Genomic DNA, 15,138 nt, shown 5'->3' on the forward strand with positions numbered 1-15,138 from the left:
AAAATAATGCTTTTACGAAAAACTAAGGCAAATTAATATTGATCCACCGATATAAGAAAAAGCTTCGATAACAGCTACTCCACTATTTGGTTTTTCTTGATTTACAATTTCGTCTGTTAATTTTCTTTTTGGTAATAAAATTTTATCCGTAAGAAATCTAGCAATTGGTAATAATAATAATCCTATTCCAGTTTCTAATAAAAGGTTTTCTCCTACGATAATCCAACTATCTGCTTCCATTTGTGTTCCAAAACGTACTAAATTTGCAACAGCTATGATTGCTCCCGAAAATCCGATACCAACGGCTACATTATCATTTTTGATATGCTCATGGATATCGTAAGGAGTTATTTTATTATAAACAATCCCAACCAGAATCAATACAAACTGTGCTATTACCCACAGAATAAGAATTTCTAAAAAATTGTCTTGATTTTCTGCAATTACTCCATAAATCACTAGACTATTTGCAATACAAATAGCAGCTTCTAATATACCAACTCCCTCATTTTGATCTTCTATAATTTCTTTTTTTATCGAAAATTTTCTTAGGATTAACTTATCAGAAATGATCACAGAAACATTTAGCAGAATAATCGATATGATACCATAGATCCCAACTTCGATAAGATCATCTACGATATGCCCGATCCCTTCGCCAGAATAAACAGCAGATATCACAATCACCAAACCTATATAATACCCAACATTAGCAAATGAAAAAGCAAGATTATCTTTCTCCACTAGTTCTTTGTCTATATCAAAACTCCTATTGACAAGTTGGTATATCTTTTTACCTATAAAAAACAAAAGAAAACTTACAACTAAATAAATAGAAGCTGTAATAAGGTTATCAAGAGTTCTAAAAAAATCGAATTGCATATCGTGTTGATTTAATATCTAAATATTTATGAAAAAAGATTACTTCCCAAATCCTGTACTTCTGGATCGACTACCTGATCGACTTCTAGAAGAAGACCATCCTGTTTTAGAAGCTCTTCTTCTAAAAAAATTTGGTTTATCTTTTCTTGTTTGAGTAGAATTTGTTCCATAGCGGCTACTACCTCCGGCAGTTCTGGGTCCATAATAACTTTTTCTACCATAATACCCTCCATCACGATACGTGCGATAATCACTTTGGTATATTGGCCTGCTGATCATGCCGAACATTTGATTCATGAACATATAGCGCCCATAGAACCCCCAGAATGTAGAACCATTATGGGTTCTCCACTCTCCATACCTACTATCTCCCACATAACCATACCCGGGAGGTGAGGCTACTTTAGAGATTTCTCCTTGTCCTTTTTTTTCCAGAATTACCATTCCAAGATTATCAACGTGTGTATCAAAAAAACCTTCTTCTACTTCAATCCAATCCGACACTTCCTCATATGGAGTGTCATCTTCTTTATGTTTAATAACCTTATATTTATGTAAATATGTTTTGAAAAAAGTACCTTCAACATTCATATCCTCTAAGATCACAGAGAATTGTTTTTCTTTACTGTTTTCAACAATGTAATTATCGAGTGGTGTTTTTTTGAAATCCTTGGTTCCGCAACTCACAATGCTCAAGATCAATAAACTTAGCATTGTAAGATTTACAAAATTTAATTTGTTCATTTTCATACTTTTATCTTGGAAGAATATTTGAAAATTCATATTCTTTTACATAATTTCCATGAGTTGCTTCAAACTCTTCTTCACCTACTCTATTTACAGAAATCAACTCTTTGTTGTCTTTGTTTTGATATGTCCAGCTAATCAATTCATCATATTCATCTTCATTTCCTTCTTCTGCACAGTTTCCTAAACTCGAACTTATTTTAGTAAAAGTACTATTTTTATAGGTTATAGTATTTGGTGCATCATCGTTAGCTATGGTAATATCAATAATATTAGGGTCAATATCAATGATATCTATTTTTTTCCAAACCGAGCAGATTAATTCATCGTCTTCTTCTACATAAAGGTATAATTTTTCATTACCAGCATCAAGAAAATATTCTCGAGCAAAAGAATTATTACCCCAATCGTATAGGTATACACTTTTGACCTCCCAGGTTTTCATAAAATAATCCAGAATATAACCTTTTTTGAGTTCGTTTACTGTAAAATCAATTTTACTTTCTTTTTTGTCTTTCTTAAAAAAATTAAATATCCCCATAATTATTCATCTATATTTTTACCACAATGTTTACAAACTTTGCTTTGATTTTTACTATCCAAATTATCGCCAAATCCATTGGCTAAAATACCTGCCGGTAATGCAAATAACCCTACTCCTAAAATAGCCATTATTCCTGCCATAAATTTTCCCAATACAGTAACAGGATATACATCACCATACCCAACAGTCGTAAGTGTAGCAACTCCCCACCACATTGTAGCAGGAATACTCGAAAATGCTTCGGGCTGTGCCTTATTTTCAATAAAATACATTAGGCTTGAAGCGACAACCAATAAGGTTAATACTGCAAACAGCGAAATTACTAGTTCTTCTTTTTTTGATCGGATTACATTTCTTATAAGACCAAAAGCTCTGTTATACCTTGATAATTTTAAAATTCTAAACAATCGTACCAATCGTATACCTCTGATCACTCTAGAATCTACAGTTGCTAATAGTGGAATATAAGCCGGTACTATTGCTAATAGATCAATAATACTAAAAAAGGAAAACAGATATTTTAACCGCCCGCTTATTGGTTTCGAATATTCTTCTTTTTCTGTAATAGACCATATTCTAAATACATATTCGATAGAAAAAATACATATAGAAAATAGCTCTATAAAATCAAAAATTAATTGATATTCTTCTTTTAATGATCGAACTGATTCTAAGATTACAGCAAGAATGTTTAAGAAAATTAAAAAAATTATAAAAAAGTCAACTCTTCTACTCCATGTATCGTCCGGAGCTCCTTTTTCTAGAATTTCGTAAGATCGCTTTTTTAGTTTCTTATAATTCATTTAATACCCTTCTATATTAGTATTTATTAAACCTCGTTCTACACTTTTATAACTGTGTTTTTGAGATGTTAATGCTTTTGCCAGCAGTTCATAAGCAATATGATAATCCATATTTGTATTGCAGGTAAAAAAATCTACTGCTGCATATCCATGCTCTGGCCAAGTATGCACTGCCAGATGGCTTTCTGCAATGACCACAACACCGGTTACCCCTTGAGGTGCAAATTTATGAAATATCGATTTTATAATAGTCGCTCCAGAGGCAACTGCAGCTTTATTCATCGTTTCTTCTAATGTTTCTAATGTATTGAGTGCATCAAAAGAACATTCATGAAACTCCATAAGTATGTGTAATCCTAGTCCATTCATTATAGTAATGAGACGTTTTTTATAAATTTTTACTCTCGCTTTTTATTGCAAGATAAAATTATTAAGAATCAGTTTTTATATTTTGAAGATTCTTTTTTTTCAAAATGATTGGATATGCCATTTATCGTAGCATTTTGAATACATTAAAGAGTTGTGCAACATCTAGAGTATAAAAGTTGATATTAGTAACAAATCAACACCATCCTTTTCTTATTTTACGAAGATATTTTGTCTTTTTTTATAGTCAATCCAGTAATCTTAGGGCTTCTCTTTGACTCAAAGCATTTAGTTTTGTAGTACTCACAAACGTTTCAACCCATGTTGGATTTGTACGACTATATTCTCGCAATACCCATCCAATCGCTTTATTAATAAAAAACTCATTAGAGCCTAATAAATGATGAATACATGCTGTTAAAATAGTTTTGTCTAGTTTCTCTTTATATTTTAATTGAAAAAGTAAAGTAGTTCTTTGCAACCAAATATTATTAGAACATAACCATTTATCAATGTGCTCTTCTTTTTCTGAAGGAAAGAGAATGAAATAATTTCCGACCAATTTATTGGCAATAAGATCCACAGTATCCCACCATGAGTTATGAGTAATCATGTGCTCATAAAGTATAATATCTTCTTTTCCTGTAGTCTTTAGATACTTTAATAAAAGTTCTTGTGCAAAATAATGATATTCTCTTTCTTTTTTATTCCACAACGTATATACTATATCATGCAGTTCTTTTCTAGAAGGCAATGTTGTCTTGTGTAAAAAAGGTTTTTGAATTGTTCTTCTTTGCTGGGTAGTAATCCCAAAACATTTGAATTGATTGCGTAAGTATGCTTCTTGTTTTTGTGCGAGCAATGGATCAGCATTTTGGATAAATTCTTCGGTTAACGTACTGATATATTCTGATGTTTCTTTTGACAGCATTTTGTGTGATAATTTTTAGTCCAAAACCAATTTAAACTTAGAATATTCTAATACTCTTTCTTTAGAAATCCAATAAGGAACCCATTTTTCTTCTTTCCAGGTTTTTAATTGCGATTTATAGTAAGGATGAAAAACTCTAGATGAAGTACCCCCTGATAATGAACCAATCATTTTTTCATTATCATTAAGATCTGCAACCATTCTAAAGGTACTAAACCAAGCGGTTTCAAAGTTAAGATCATTAGTTTTGTTATATCCTCCTCTATTAATCGTTTGATTGGAACCGTTTTTAGGAAATTCTTCAAAACCAAGTATTGATTTCCCTATACCTTTCTGTCTTAGTGGGCTGGCAAAATATACAGTATGAATTTCACTCCAAGTCCATTTGTCTTGATTCTTACCTATTTTTTTTGTCAAATAATCTTTTGTTTGGATTCCGGCTTCGATAATTAAATCTTCTAAAGACTCTCTTTCAGGAGTAGCTGTATTATCTATAAATTGATGATCAGAAACAATAAAATCATCTATTCTTTGCATCCAATAATACCCATTATTCCAAAACGATTCTTCTAATTCGTCTGGTAGCTCATCATTCAAAATTAGACTACAAAGTATCGTATACAATACATTATATACTGCTGCACCACGTTCATCAATGGTATCTGTATAATTCCATTCATCTAATATCATGGCCAAATCACGTGTATGTTCTTTTTTATGTAAAGCAGCTACAAATAATGGTGTCAATAGCTCTGCCTGTTTATTTTTGCAATCCAAAATAAGTTCCCATAGATCATTAGCATCAAATGTATCAGACTTGTTCAGTATCTCTTGGATTCTGGTATAGCGATAATTTGGTGAGAAATGAGACGAGTAATAATATGGGTAATCATCTGGTCGCGTATCATGATTGGCAGTTCCTACCCAACCTTTTTTAGGATTTATACTGTGAGGCATTTCTTTTTTAGGAATAAAATCATTGATTAACTGATCGGGAAACTGTGGTTTTGCTCCTTGACCATTACTTCTTATAGGGACAAGACCGGTAGTTTGATGTGCAATATTACCTTCTACGTCCCCTATCACAAAATTGAAAAACATATTGTCTATCTCCATTAATGCATCTCTAAACTCAAATACATTTTTGGCTTCCAAAGCACGCTCAATTCCTAAAGATTTGTTTTTAGAAAGTGCTTGAGACCATCTTAAACTAACTATATCCTTGGTTTTAACTCCAAAAATTTCAAAGTCTGAAAGTATAGGTCCTTGAGCAGTAGAACGTACTTGTATCTCTACATTTGTACTATCTTTTATTTGAATAATCTCTTTCCTTATTTTCATAGGAAGTTTATCATTATTTTTGAAATAATAGTCGCCTTCAGTTTTTTCGATAAATAGATCTTGACTATCGCCATAAGCATTGGTAACCCCAAAAGCAACATATTCATTTCGACCAACGATTAAGCCCGGAACGCCCGGAATAGATAAACCAACACTTTTAAACTCAGGACAAAAAATACCTACGGGATGAAAAATCCCTGGTAATAAACGTGCATCTAGATGAGGATCATTACAAACAATCACTTTACCAGATTTTGATTTTGATGCCGAAATCGCCCAGTTATTTGACCCAAATTCTGGAGGAGTGACCAAGTATGAGGGCAATTGAGACGAACTCATAACATTTGATTTTTCTGAAAAGCCTATAGAAAGTGAATCTATTGGCAAGGGTAAAGGTTTTTTTCTATCCGGATTTATATTATAAGGGAACAAGTCATTTTTCCAATCGATTTGAGTTGATAAATTCAAACTCAGAATTTCATCATCTAAGTTCTTACCATGGGTTAATCCAATGAAATGAATAATATTTAAAATATCTAAAGGAGTAAGCGGTATAGGTTCAATATTAAGTAAACCCAGTTCAAAAGGAAATTCATCTTCAGCAACATTCAAATATTCATTAAAACCTTCACAATACCATTGAAGAAAGTTTTTGGTAGTATCATCAAGGTATTTATAACTGTTTTTTGAATTTTGAGTTATATTCAATACTCGCATTTTGATATCTGATTGTAGCATAGATGTACCAATAACGCTTGCCAATTGTCCTTTTATCAATCGTCTAAAGTATTCAATTTGAAAAAGGCGGTCTTGTGCAGTCACAAAACCTTGCCCTCGTATAGCATCAGCTTTATTTTCTGCTATGATGTAAGGAATACCATTTTCGTCTCTATGGATTTCAATAGGAGCTGTGTTTTTTGAAATTTGAAATGTACCTTCTCTTTTAAAGTTATTGATGTTTGAGACATACACTACAATAGAGGTGATAAATAGTAGTAAGGTTAAAAAAAAGTATTTAATAACTTTTCTCCTGCGATTTTTCTTCTTTAATAACATACAAAATTGTGTATAGAAATTAGGTTTTATAAGTTGAGAAGTATTTTCACTTACAAATGTAGCAGATTTTCAAAAACTTTAAATCATTGATAAATAATCTATCAAATTCACTCTTAAATTTATATGTAATACGTTATTTATTATGGTAAAGAACCTCGGAGCAAGCTCACGAGGCATTCTAAGGGAACTGAATTTTGATTTCGAGGCAAGCCTCAAAGCATTTAAATCTCGATTATCGAGTAAAAAAGGTATCAAAGGAGATATTTTTTATTTACAAGATTTTGTCACTCTATATAAATTGATGCAGAGATACTCTCAAAAGTATAGGTAGATAGATCAACTCTTGTATCTTTTATTACAGTTGTTCCGGGATGAATCTTGTCGAATATCCTTTCATAATGCCCTATTTCTTTTCCTGATGTTGTGGTTATAATAAAAAAGGCAAAATATTTCTTTTTGGTTTGTGTAAAGATTTTATCAGAATTATTGACAAGCTCGTAATCAATCTTATATTCTCCTTTACCTTTATCTCTTTTGTTTACCTCTAAAACATTGATGTCAATCTGAAAATCTTCTGAAATCTTCTCTGAAGCATTTCTATTCACATAACTACCATTATACACAAAAGAACCACAACTTGTTGATATGATTACTAATATTAGAATATATGTATATTTTTTCATCTTTTTATTTTAAGAAAAGCATTAGCATATCTAATGCCCTATCCTGATTATAAACATTTTTGAATTTTAAATTTACATTTTCGACATCTTCTTTGTATATCCCTTCATAGAATTTAAGAATCTTCTTGAATTTTGCTCTCTCTCGGTGATGCATATATTTTGTAAACTCATTGTTTTCAAAAAAGACAGTTGCATAAATGTTTTTGAATCTTTTATATATATTTTTATATAGTTTTTCGTTGTCAGCATAACTAAGTTTTCCTTCAGAAGTTAATTCGTCTACCAACGTTTCTAGAAAAGGTGTTTTTTGTAATATCGGGCTATTGATTACAAAAACTTTATCTGTCAGGAGTTTAATATCTTCTGTCAAGGCTTCTCTTGCTCTTCCTTCGGTATTTGCTATTCTATTGAGCAGAACATCTTGTCGATCAAAGAGCACTTCCAGTTTCTTAAAAAGGCTTGATACTTTTTTGTCAGTTCTTTTGTCAACAATAGAGTCTTTAGCAATAAAATAATTATTATCAACCTTTAACTCATCTATAATAGGTTCAAATAACTTATTAATATTGGTCGTAATTTTGGTCACAAGTATTTTTTCGTCTTCATTAAAGATCTGTAAATCCTGAAGTTTTAATTCCTGTGTTTCTTGCCCCAAACGAAAAACCAAACTCACAAAAAACGGGTCTTTTTCTGCAAAACCAATACGCTCATCTCCTCTATCGGTAAATGATTTTGCCAGTTTTTTTAATTCTTTATGATAAGCATTAATAGCTAAGATTTTATACAGGAATTGTGCTTTGGCTCTCTTTTGTTTATAGGCCTCATACGTCCGAAAAGCGTTTTGAACAGTTACTTGATCTCCTATATTAAGATATTGTATAAAATCCGGATTATGTGTATCTCGAAAATCTATATTCAAATACTCTTTTGCAGGTTTACCATCCTCATTTAGATATGTTTGCTGAGCCTTTAATTTCTTCTCAGGTAAGGTATATAAGTACGTATAATCTTCTTTATACTTTACAGACTTTAGTTTTTCTGCAACTTCGAGAGCTTTTTTATATTCACCTAGTGCATAATATGCTCCCGATACATTGGCTAATAAACCCCAATATATTTTCTTTTCTTTTTTATCCTCAGGATTATATTTTGATGCTTCTGCTTGCCAGAACTCAATTTTTGGAGTCAATAATGCTCTTAATCCATTTGTGTTTTGTTCTGCTTTTCTTGCATCAAATAAATCTTCTAAACTCTCAACAGATTCTTTTATTTTTTCAAGTTCAAATCCTTTCTTTTTATTAAAAGAATATAAAAAGAATCTTTCTTTATCCTGGCGAACATCTAATGTTTTTTGTATTACTTCTATAACCTTATTTTCTGTATCATTTATAAAAATATGCCTGGCTTGACTGTTGTATGCAGGCACATTAGCAAAAAACTCATCCTGGATACTTTTTAATGCGATATCAGGAGTTGGGATAGGAACACCGTTTAGTTCTTCAATACGCAATAAATCTGAACGATTTTTTATAGTCTCTTCAAAAAGCACTGTGCTTTCTCCCTTCTTTATGGTTACTTTGATGCCGCTTATATGTTCTAAATTTCCTGAAAAACGATGTATTGGTGCACTCAGAGGTCCTTCAGTAAATTTTGATGTTGATAGGATAAAAGAAGGTGCTATCGGAGTTAATTCTAAAAAAATACCTGCTTCTTGTATAGGAACTAACTCAAAAGTTCTTAAATCTAGTTGATCCAATATAAAGGTAGAAATTTCAGTATCCGCAATTATGATATTATTCTCTACAGTTTCTTTACCATTAGGTCCATCGATTATTACGGAAGTTGGCAGTGGTTTTTCATCTATAATAATACCTAATTTGGTACTTGTTGTAGTTATCTCAGGAAAATTCCAACTGTAAAAATAGCAAGATTTTTGTTTGGGTTTTTGAGCCCATAAAAGGATTGGGACTATTGCTATACACAAAAAACTAAGTCTCTTTCTGTAGTTCATCTTTTATATTATATATGATTTGATAGTATATATTATTGGTGTTTTTATTCTTTTAGCAATTTATGAAACATATCCGCTAATCGAATCTCTATGAATTTAATAATTTTTTCTTCGGGTTTTTCTGCCTCATACATGGCAAATACCTTTGATGCATTACGTTTTTTGAGCATCTTGATAGCTCCTGTTGGGTTTTCTATATCTTGTAATTCAAGATTCCATTTAAGCAATGAGGTTAGCAGTTCTGTATGGGCTTCATATCGCTGTTCAAGAACTTTTTGTCGTTCCAGATCTTCAGGATCCTTTTCTTCTGCACTATTGATTTTTGCACTCAGTACTGTATACTCGTCTCTTATCTCTCGGTCGATCTGTTGCGCTTCTCTTACCAACTTCAAATATGCTTCATATATCTTTTGGTTATAGAATTCTGCAAAATCAAAATACGTATTCATGGCTTTGAGATAGTTTATGGCAATCTCTTTGTATACTTTTTTATCTTTTTCTTCAGTTTCTTTAAGCTGCTCGCCCAGATCACTCAATTTTCCTTTTCGATCTTTGATCAAATGTGCAAAACCTTCTTTTTCTGGTAAGGATAATAATTGTGGAGTAATCTCTTTTGGCAACCCTAAGTATTGGTACTTTCTATATTGAATTTTGATTGAATCACTATCTTCTTTAGGCTTTTTTTCTTTCTTTTTAAAATTGATTTTTGGTTTTTTAAGTCCAAAGGCATAGTTGTATCCAAAGGTAGCAGTAAATTCACTCAATCTACCATTGGCAGCTCCTTCTCGAAACAATTGTATTGCATTAAGGTTAAAATTATGTTTTTCTTTTAATGTATAGGTAATGGCTCCTCTTAAGTTGGTGACGTTGGTCTTGGCTGTAGCGCTGTTTGAACTATTGTATCCCGCAGAGATTCTTGTGTTTAGTGTTTTTTTGAAATATCGTTTTCCTACACTTATAGTTGGCCCCCAAGTTGTGGCTTCATCTCTACCGATAGTATTATACGTACCATTGATAGCAGTACTGATGTTTAGGTTTCTTTCAGAAAAATCTATCGTATGCCCCACATTCATATTATGAAATGTAGAGGCATCGCCAAGTCGTACGATCCCTCCTTGCTCGTTTACAACATCATTCAAAGAATAATTAAGGATTAGGTTTTGTCTGGATGCTTTTTTATTAGACAATACATAACTTGCGGTCAGCGTAGCGGTTTGAGAGAGTTGTCTAAAGTCTAAGGCTTCTACTTGTTCATCGAGAAGGTCTGCATCATTAATTTCGTCAAACTGATTTGGTTTTATATTGGTAAATGTAGAAAAGTTAGAATATGATCCAGAAATATTCAACCGATCTGAAACCACCAGAGTGGCATTAAGTGACCCTACCGTACGATTGGTATTATTGGCTTTTAAGTCATCGAGATCATCTCTTTGATAACCAATATTTATCGCCAAGGTTAATCGATCTCTAAAAAAGGAGTTAGAGGCATCGAGGGTAATATTTTCAAAATCATTATTAAAAAAGTATGCTCCCAGCGTCTCATATCCCGGATCTATGCGCTCGTATCCCAAACCAAGGCTTACTCTACCAAAGGCATACCCAAATCGAGTACGTACCGCATTATAGTATTCTGTAGACTCCCTGTTATTGAAAATTGCCGAAATCGGAGAAGCTTGTTCTGCATCGATTTCTTGTGCTCTTGTATCTCTTGAAATCGCTGTAGATGCATATTCTGCCTGTAGGCTAAAGCTTTTGCCTAGTTTTACCTCTCCTTCTACACTTACAACCAGGTTTTCTTGTGGTAGTACTCCTTTGGCTTCGGGTATTGAGTCTATTGAATTTTGATCATCTTTTGCATAAAAACCGATGACTCCTATTTTGTACCGTTCTTTTTCGTAACTGGTTTTGATCCCATATCCCATCCGGTTAAAAGCCGGCACAGTTCGCGGGTCATCATCATCGTTGGTTGCTTTGAGCAATCGACCTGCCATGGCACTTACTTTGAAAGCTCCCGGTGGGGTGATATCGACTCCTCCTCCTGTAAATTGATGCCCACTGAGTGTGTAGGGAGAAAACGTCATATTTACATTACCAATATGCCCGGTAACCCATTTGTACTTTGGGTGTAAACTGATACGATTAAAATCAAAAGGTAATTGATATCCCAAATCTTCTCCCTGATTAGAAAAACTATAAGAAATAGGAATTGAAAAACTGTAAATATTAATATTTAGAGCTCCTTGCAAGAAATACGTATATGGGGCTCTGTTTTCGTTTTGATTAGAGTTAAAATACACCCCACTAGCAGATATCTGCCCACTGACCTTAAAAGGTTTACTTTGGGTAATAGTGCCATAATCCAACGTCTGCGAGATGGATACAAAAGGTAACAGTAAGAATACTAGTAATAGTCTCTTCAAATACTTTGCATTAGTAGGTTAAAAAAATAATTTGGGCCAATTTTTCCTTCAAACTCTTTTGGGGAAGAATTTGAATGCGCGAATTAACAAAAAATTAAGAAGCTATCCAAAGAAAAACCACCCTAAGACAAGGGTGGTTCCATATTTTAACAGTTATGTGATATCAAGACTATTTTACATAAACAGAAGAGTCTTCTCTACCTGTGATTGTCAATGTGTTTCCTTCTATTGATACAGGTATTTCGTTTGTCGTTGTATCAAACTTAAACCTGTAGACATTATTGCCAAGATTCTCCCATGTACCATTGGTTTCATTATCAAATATACATTCGTTATTTCGATCTTCAATGTAACTTCTTGTTATATATGTTCCATCTGCTTTAAAGTCTACAAATCCTGTTTTTTCACAAGGCGTACCTTCTTCTAGAGTACCTACCACACCATCTACTACTTCTGCACTAGAAAAAAAGTTCCAATTTGATATAATCGGATCTTGAATTGTAAGTTCATTACTAGTTGAAGTACCTTCATTTCCGTCTTTTGCTTCTACTTTAATTGTAAAAGGATATGATAATCCTTCTATCTCAGAAAACAGTAATACAAATTCTGTACTTGCATTGTCAGAATCTACTTTTTGATCATTTACATAAAAATCATAAGTAACAGTATCACCATCGGCATCTGTTGCCGCGCTCCATGTAAAAGTATAACTAATGTTAGGCATACTCTCTTTGAGTTCTACAATTGCTTTTGATGGATTTGAATTTGTATTGTCATCATCACTACTACAAGAAGTAACTAATACTGAAGCAAATATTGCCAAAAACAAAAATAAATTTTTCATGTTCTTAAATTTGGGTTAAATTAAAGAGGGCAAATATAGATAATATTATGAATATTTAACAAGTACCGTTGATTTATAGCTTCTTTCTCCAGTTACTCCTTCTTCTTTGCTTGTATAAACTGTTCTATTTCTTCTAGTTTGTCTAAGGGTATCTCGTTAATCATCTTGGTCAGTCGTATTTTTATTTTCTCGTCTTTACCTCTGATTTCAAATAATGAATGTTTTTGATCTAATGTATTTAACTCATCTTCGGTAGGGTACCACTCAATAACATCATTTGGAGTACAATTGAGTGTAATAAGCACTTTTTCTAGCATATCTAATCGCATCGAACGCATTTCACTATTGCTAATTGTTGTGGCTGCTCGTGCCGAAAATCCTTTTTTTACCAAATAGGTGAAGGGTTTTTCTATTCCTCTGGCTACAAATATTTTTTTGAAATTAAATTGTAACATATCATATTCTTTATTATGGTTTACAATACAAGTATATAAAATTTGTATTGTATTTATAAGTAAATACTCTTCATTTTTATACAATCACCATTCATTATTGTATAATCATTCTTCATTGTTGTGTAATCATTCTTCATTATTGTGTAATCATTCTTCATTGTTGTGTTTTGTACCTTCGGTACAAAATATATGTATGTTTATTATTCGTAAATGGAAACACTTTAAATTCATAAAAACATAGCACATATACAGTTAATTGATTTGAAACAAGCTATTCAGTTTTTAAATCTCGCCTATGAAGAGTAAAACGAGTTGTCAATCTGAGCCTGTCGAAGATAGTTTGAAAACGGTATGAGTTAAAGACTTCGATAAGCTCAGTCTGACAATAAAAGATTATAGATAACAAACCTCATCCTGAATTCGATTCAGGATCGCATAAGAAGTCAAAACATAACCAGTGAGATGCTGAATCGAGTTCAGCATGACGAAATGAAAAGAAGAGATCAAAAGTAAAGAAACAGAAAAAACAAAATACTTCGATATGTAGAATATACAATAAAGCGAATTGTCAATCTGAGCTTGTCGAAAATAGTTCGAAAACGGTATGGGTTAAAGACTTCGATAAGCTCAGTCTGACAGCAAATAGTTCTCCTTTTGCATGATCTTGTGTTTACAATGATAATAAAACAAAATCCACAACGGCTGCATCTCTATTATTGAGGTAAGGATCGATGATAAAAAATAACTTAGAAAGTTTGTGGTGGAAACTTTTTAACAAACTCTACGACAGATTCTAAATCATACTCTTCTAGGTTTTCTTTTAATAGTTTAAACGCAAAATTACCTTCAAAACGTATATAAGATACTTTCCATTCATCTATAAATTCTATATAAATCAGATCAATCATAATTAAACCTCCTTCTTTAAAAAGATTGCTATATCCTAGACAATGTTTATCAATTTTTTTTAGTACAGGTTTGTAACGATGAGAAAAACCAGCACTAATCAATTTTTCTTTTTCCATAATTAATGCGTAACTAAACCTTCAATCAAAGTAATGTTAAAAAAAAATAATTAAAACTTTTCTTGATGTACTTGTAACCAAACTTAAAATACGGTTACTAACTTTAAGATAAATTCTCTAACAAAGGTTTTAATCCCTCATCTCTCAAGAACTCTGTAAAGCTATCTTTATACTTTGTTATTTCAGGAGTATCTGTTAATATGTATATTGGAGGGTCATCTTCTTTAGTAGAACAATCAAAAAAGAAAAAATTATACCCTTGCCATTGAGCAAAGAAAAAATAACTGTTTTTAACTTCAACTTTTATATTATCTATTTCATCATAACTAGCATCTAAAGCGGATTCTCTATTATTTCCTAATTTATCAATAGTCACTAAATAACTACTCAAAAAGTAGCCACTTCTTTTACCATATTTAGATAAAAAATCAACATATACAGTTGGAAACTTAACATTAAAATCTTGTTCTAGTTGGTTGATCTCGTTAATTTCTAAACCGATAGTTTCATCGATTTTGTTTGAATAATCATCTAAAAAAGAAATATAGTTTTTTTCATTCATGCCCTAGTTTTAAACAACAAAATAGAGCAAGTAAAACAGTTACTCCCTCTTGAATATATATCCTTTGCCTAGTGAATTAAAAACTAAGATTCTTCATTCGTAGATTCCCAATATCGCTGTTCTTTGGGAATTAGATCAAGAAAACTATTTATATCTTCAACCCAAGTACCATTCCATAACCTGGGAACTCTATCTTCTAGTGCTTGATCATAATAATTATTGATTAATCTTTTATTATCAAAATCAATCAATACTTGAGGAAGGTTATTTTTTAACACATTCGTCGCATATAATGGCACATCTAATTCAAACTGGGTTAAAAATTTAAAATAACTTTTGTCATTGATCTCTCGTTCCCAATCATCAAGTAACCAAGTAGAATTCTCAGAATAATAAAAAAAACCGTTTCCCTCTTTAATTACATAGGCTACAATGCCTCCACTTAAAGTTAAATTATTACTCATACAT

15 protein-coding genes are annotated in these 15,138 nt (G+C 31.9%); all 15 read right to left on the reverse strand.

The features are described from left to right. Positions 1-12: 12 nt before the first annotated feature. The 15 genes from FHK87_RS03025 to FHK87_RS03095 all read right to left on the reverse strand — a co-directional run bounded on the left by FHK87_RS03025 (position 13) and on the right by FHK87_RS03095 (position 15,134). Positions 13-882 (reverse strand): DUF350 domain-containing protein, encoded by an 870-nt coding sequence (locus FHK87_RS03025; RefSeq protein WP_140589606.1) that lies wholly within the window; start codon positions 880-882, stop codon positions 13-15. 39 nt (positions 883-921) lie between these two features. Then, entirely contained in the window at positions 922-1,626 is a 705-nt protein-coding gene (locus FHK87_RS03030) for a hypothetical protein (RefSeq protein WP_140589609.1), read from the reverse strand. Between the two features lie 10 nt (positions 1,627-1,636). Continuing rightward, entirely contained in the window at positions 1,637-2,170 is a 534-nt protein-coding gene (locus tag FHK87_RS03035) for a DUF4178 domain-containing protein (RefSeq protein WP_140589611.1), read from the reverse strand. A 2-nt stretch (positions 2,171-2,172) separates the two neighbouring features. Then, complete coding sequence (locus FHK87_RS03040; RefSeq protein ID WP_140589614.1) at positions 2,173-2,976, reverse strand: ion transporter; 804 nt, start codon at positions 2,974-2,976, stop codon at positions 2,173-2,175. Then, on the reverse strand, positions 2,977-3,345 hold the full coding sequence (speD, locus tag FHK87_RS03045) for an adenosylmethionine decarboxylase (RefSeq protein ID WP_140589616.1): 369 nt from the start codon (positions 3,343-3,345) through the stop codon (positions 2,977-2,979). It abuts the gene before it with no gap. A 244-nt stretch (positions 3,346-3,589) separates the two neighbouring features. After that, positions 3,590-4,273, reverse strand: coding sequence for a DNA alkylation repair protein (locus FHK87_RS03050; protein ID WP_140589619.1), 684 nt, complete (start codon positions 4,271-4,273; stop codon positions 3,590-3,592). Positions 4,274-4,288: 15 nt separating this feature from the next. Beyond that, a complete protein-coding gene (locus FHK87_RS03055) occupies positions 4,289-6,670 on the reverse strand; it encodes a penicillin acylase family protein (RefSeq protein WP_140589621.1) in 2,382 nt (793 codons plus the stop codon). A gap of 284 nt (positions 6,671-6,954) precedes the next feature. Next, positions 6,955-7,353, reverse strand: coding sequence for a hypothetical protein (locus FHK87_RS03060; RefSeq protein ID WP_140589623.1), 399 nt, complete (start codon positions 7,351-7,353; stop codon positions 6,955-6,957). Between the two features lie 4 nt (positions 7,354-7,357). Beyond that, positions 7,358-9,364 carry a hypothetical protein gene (locus FHK87_RS03065; RefSeq protein ID WP_140589625.1) on the reverse strand — a complete coding sequence of 669 codons (2,007 nt, stop codon included), beginning with the start codon at positions 9,362-9,364 and terminating at the stop codon, positions 7,358-7,360. Positions 9,365-9,408: 44 nt separating this feature from the next. Continuing rightward, entirely contained in the window at positions 9,409-11,784 is a 2,376-nt protein-coding gene (locus tag FHK87_RS03070) for a hypothetical protein (RefSeq protein WP_226294032.1), read from the reverse strand. A gap of 169 nt (positions 11,785-11,953) precedes the next feature. Then, positions 11,954-12,628 carry a lipocalin family protein gene (locus FHK87_RS03075; protein WP_140589627.1) on the reverse strand — a complete coding sequence of 225 codons (675 nt, stop codon included), beginning with the start codon at positions 12,626-12,628 and terminating at the stop codon, positions 11,954-11,956. A gap of 92 nt (positions 12,629-12,720) precedes the next feature. Beyond that, complete coding sequence (locus tag FHK87_RS03080; protein WP_140589629.1) at positions 12,721-13,083, reverse strand: helix-turn-helix domain-containing protein; 363 nt, start codon at positions 13,081-13,083, stop codon at positions 12,721-12,723. A 746-nt stretch (positions 13,084-13,829) separates the two neighbouring features. Beyond that, positions 13,830-14,108: a hypothetical protein gene (locus tag FHK87_RS03085; RefSeq protein ID WP_140589631.1), complete on the reverse strand. Its 279-nt coding sequence runs from the start codon at positions 14,106-14,108 to the stop codon at positions 13,830-13,832. A gap of 103 nt (positions 14,109-14,211) precedes the next feature. Then, complete coding sequence (locus tag FHK87_RS03090) at positions 14,212-14,670, reverse strand: SMI1/KNR4 family protein (RefSeq protein WP_140589634.1); 459 nt, start codon at positions 14,668-14,670, stop codon at positions 14,212-14,214. Positions 14,671-14,753: 83 nt separating this feature from the next. After that, positions 14,754-15,134 carry a hypothetical protein gene (locus FHK87_RS03095; protein ID WP_140589636.1) on the reverse strand — a complete coding sequence of 127 codons (381 nt, stop codon included), beginning with the start codon at positions 15,132-15,134 and terminating at the stop codon, positions 14,754-14,756. Positions 15,135-15,138: the final 4 nt, after the last annotated feature.

The organism is Aquimarina algicola, from assembly GCF_006443095.1.
In the GTDB taxonomy this organism is placed as follows: domain Bacteria; phylum Bacteroidota; class Bacteroidia; order Flavobacteriales; family Flavobacteriaceae; genus Aquimarina; species Aquimarina algicola.

Bases quoted from the DNA above. Each gene is read 5' to 3' on its own strand.
- FHK87_RS03025 (WP_140589606.1), bottom strand. From the start codon at position 882: ATGCAATTCGATTTTTTTAGAACTCTTGATAACCTTATTACAGCTTCT.
- FHK87_RS03030 (WP_140589609.1), bottom strand. From the start codon at position 1,626: ATGAACAAATTAAATTTTGTAAATCTTACAATGCTAAGTTTATTGATC.
- FHK87_RS03035 (WP_140589611.1), bottom strand. From the start codon at position 2,170: ATGGGGATATTTAATTTTTTTAAGAAAGACAAAAAAGAAAGTAAAATT.
- FHK87_RS03040 (WP_140589614.1), bottom strand. From the start codon at position 2,976: ATGAATTATAAGAAACTAAAAAAGCGATCTTACGAAATTCTAGAAAAA.
- speD (WP_140589616.1), bottom strand. From the start codon at position 3,345: ATGAATGGACTAGGATTACACATACTTATGGAGTTTCATGAATGTTCT.
- FHK87_RS03050 (WP_140589619.1), bottom strand. From the start codon at position 4,273: ATGCTGTCAAAAGAAACATCAGAATATATCAGTACGTTAACCGAAGAA.
- FHK87_RS03055 (WP_140589621.1), bottom strand. From the start codon at position 6,670: ATGTTATTAAAGAAGAAAAATCGCAGGAGAAAAGTTATTAAATACTTT.
- FHK87_RS03060 (WP_140589623.1), bottom strand. From the start codon at position 7,353: ATGAAAAAATATACATATATTCTAATATTAGTAATCATATCAACAAGT.
- FHK87_RS03065 (WP_140589625.1), bottom strand. From the start codon at position 9,364: ATGAACTACAGAAAGAGACTTAGTTTTTTGTGTATAGCAATAGTCCCA.
- FHK87_RS03075 (WP_140589627.1), bottom strand. From the start codon at position 12,628: ATGAAAAATTTATTTTTGTTTTTGGCAATATTTGCTTCAGTATTAGTT.
- FHK87_RS03080 (WP_140589629.1), bottom strand. From the start codon at position 13,083: ATGTTACAATTTAATTTCAAAAAAATATTTGTAGCCAGAGGAATAGAA.
- FHK87_RS03085 (WP_140589631.1), bottom strand. From the start codon at position 14,108: ATGGAAAAAGAAAAATTGATTAGTGCTGGTTTTTCTCATCGTTACAAA.
- FHK87_RS03090 (WP_140589634.1), bottom strand. From the start codon at position 14,670: ATGAATGAAAAAAACTATATTTCTTTTTTAGATGATTATTCAAACAAA.
- FHK87_RS03095 (WP_140589636.1), bottom strand. From the start codon at position 15,134: ATGAGTAATAATTTAACTTTAAGTGGAGGCATTGTAGCCTATGTAATT.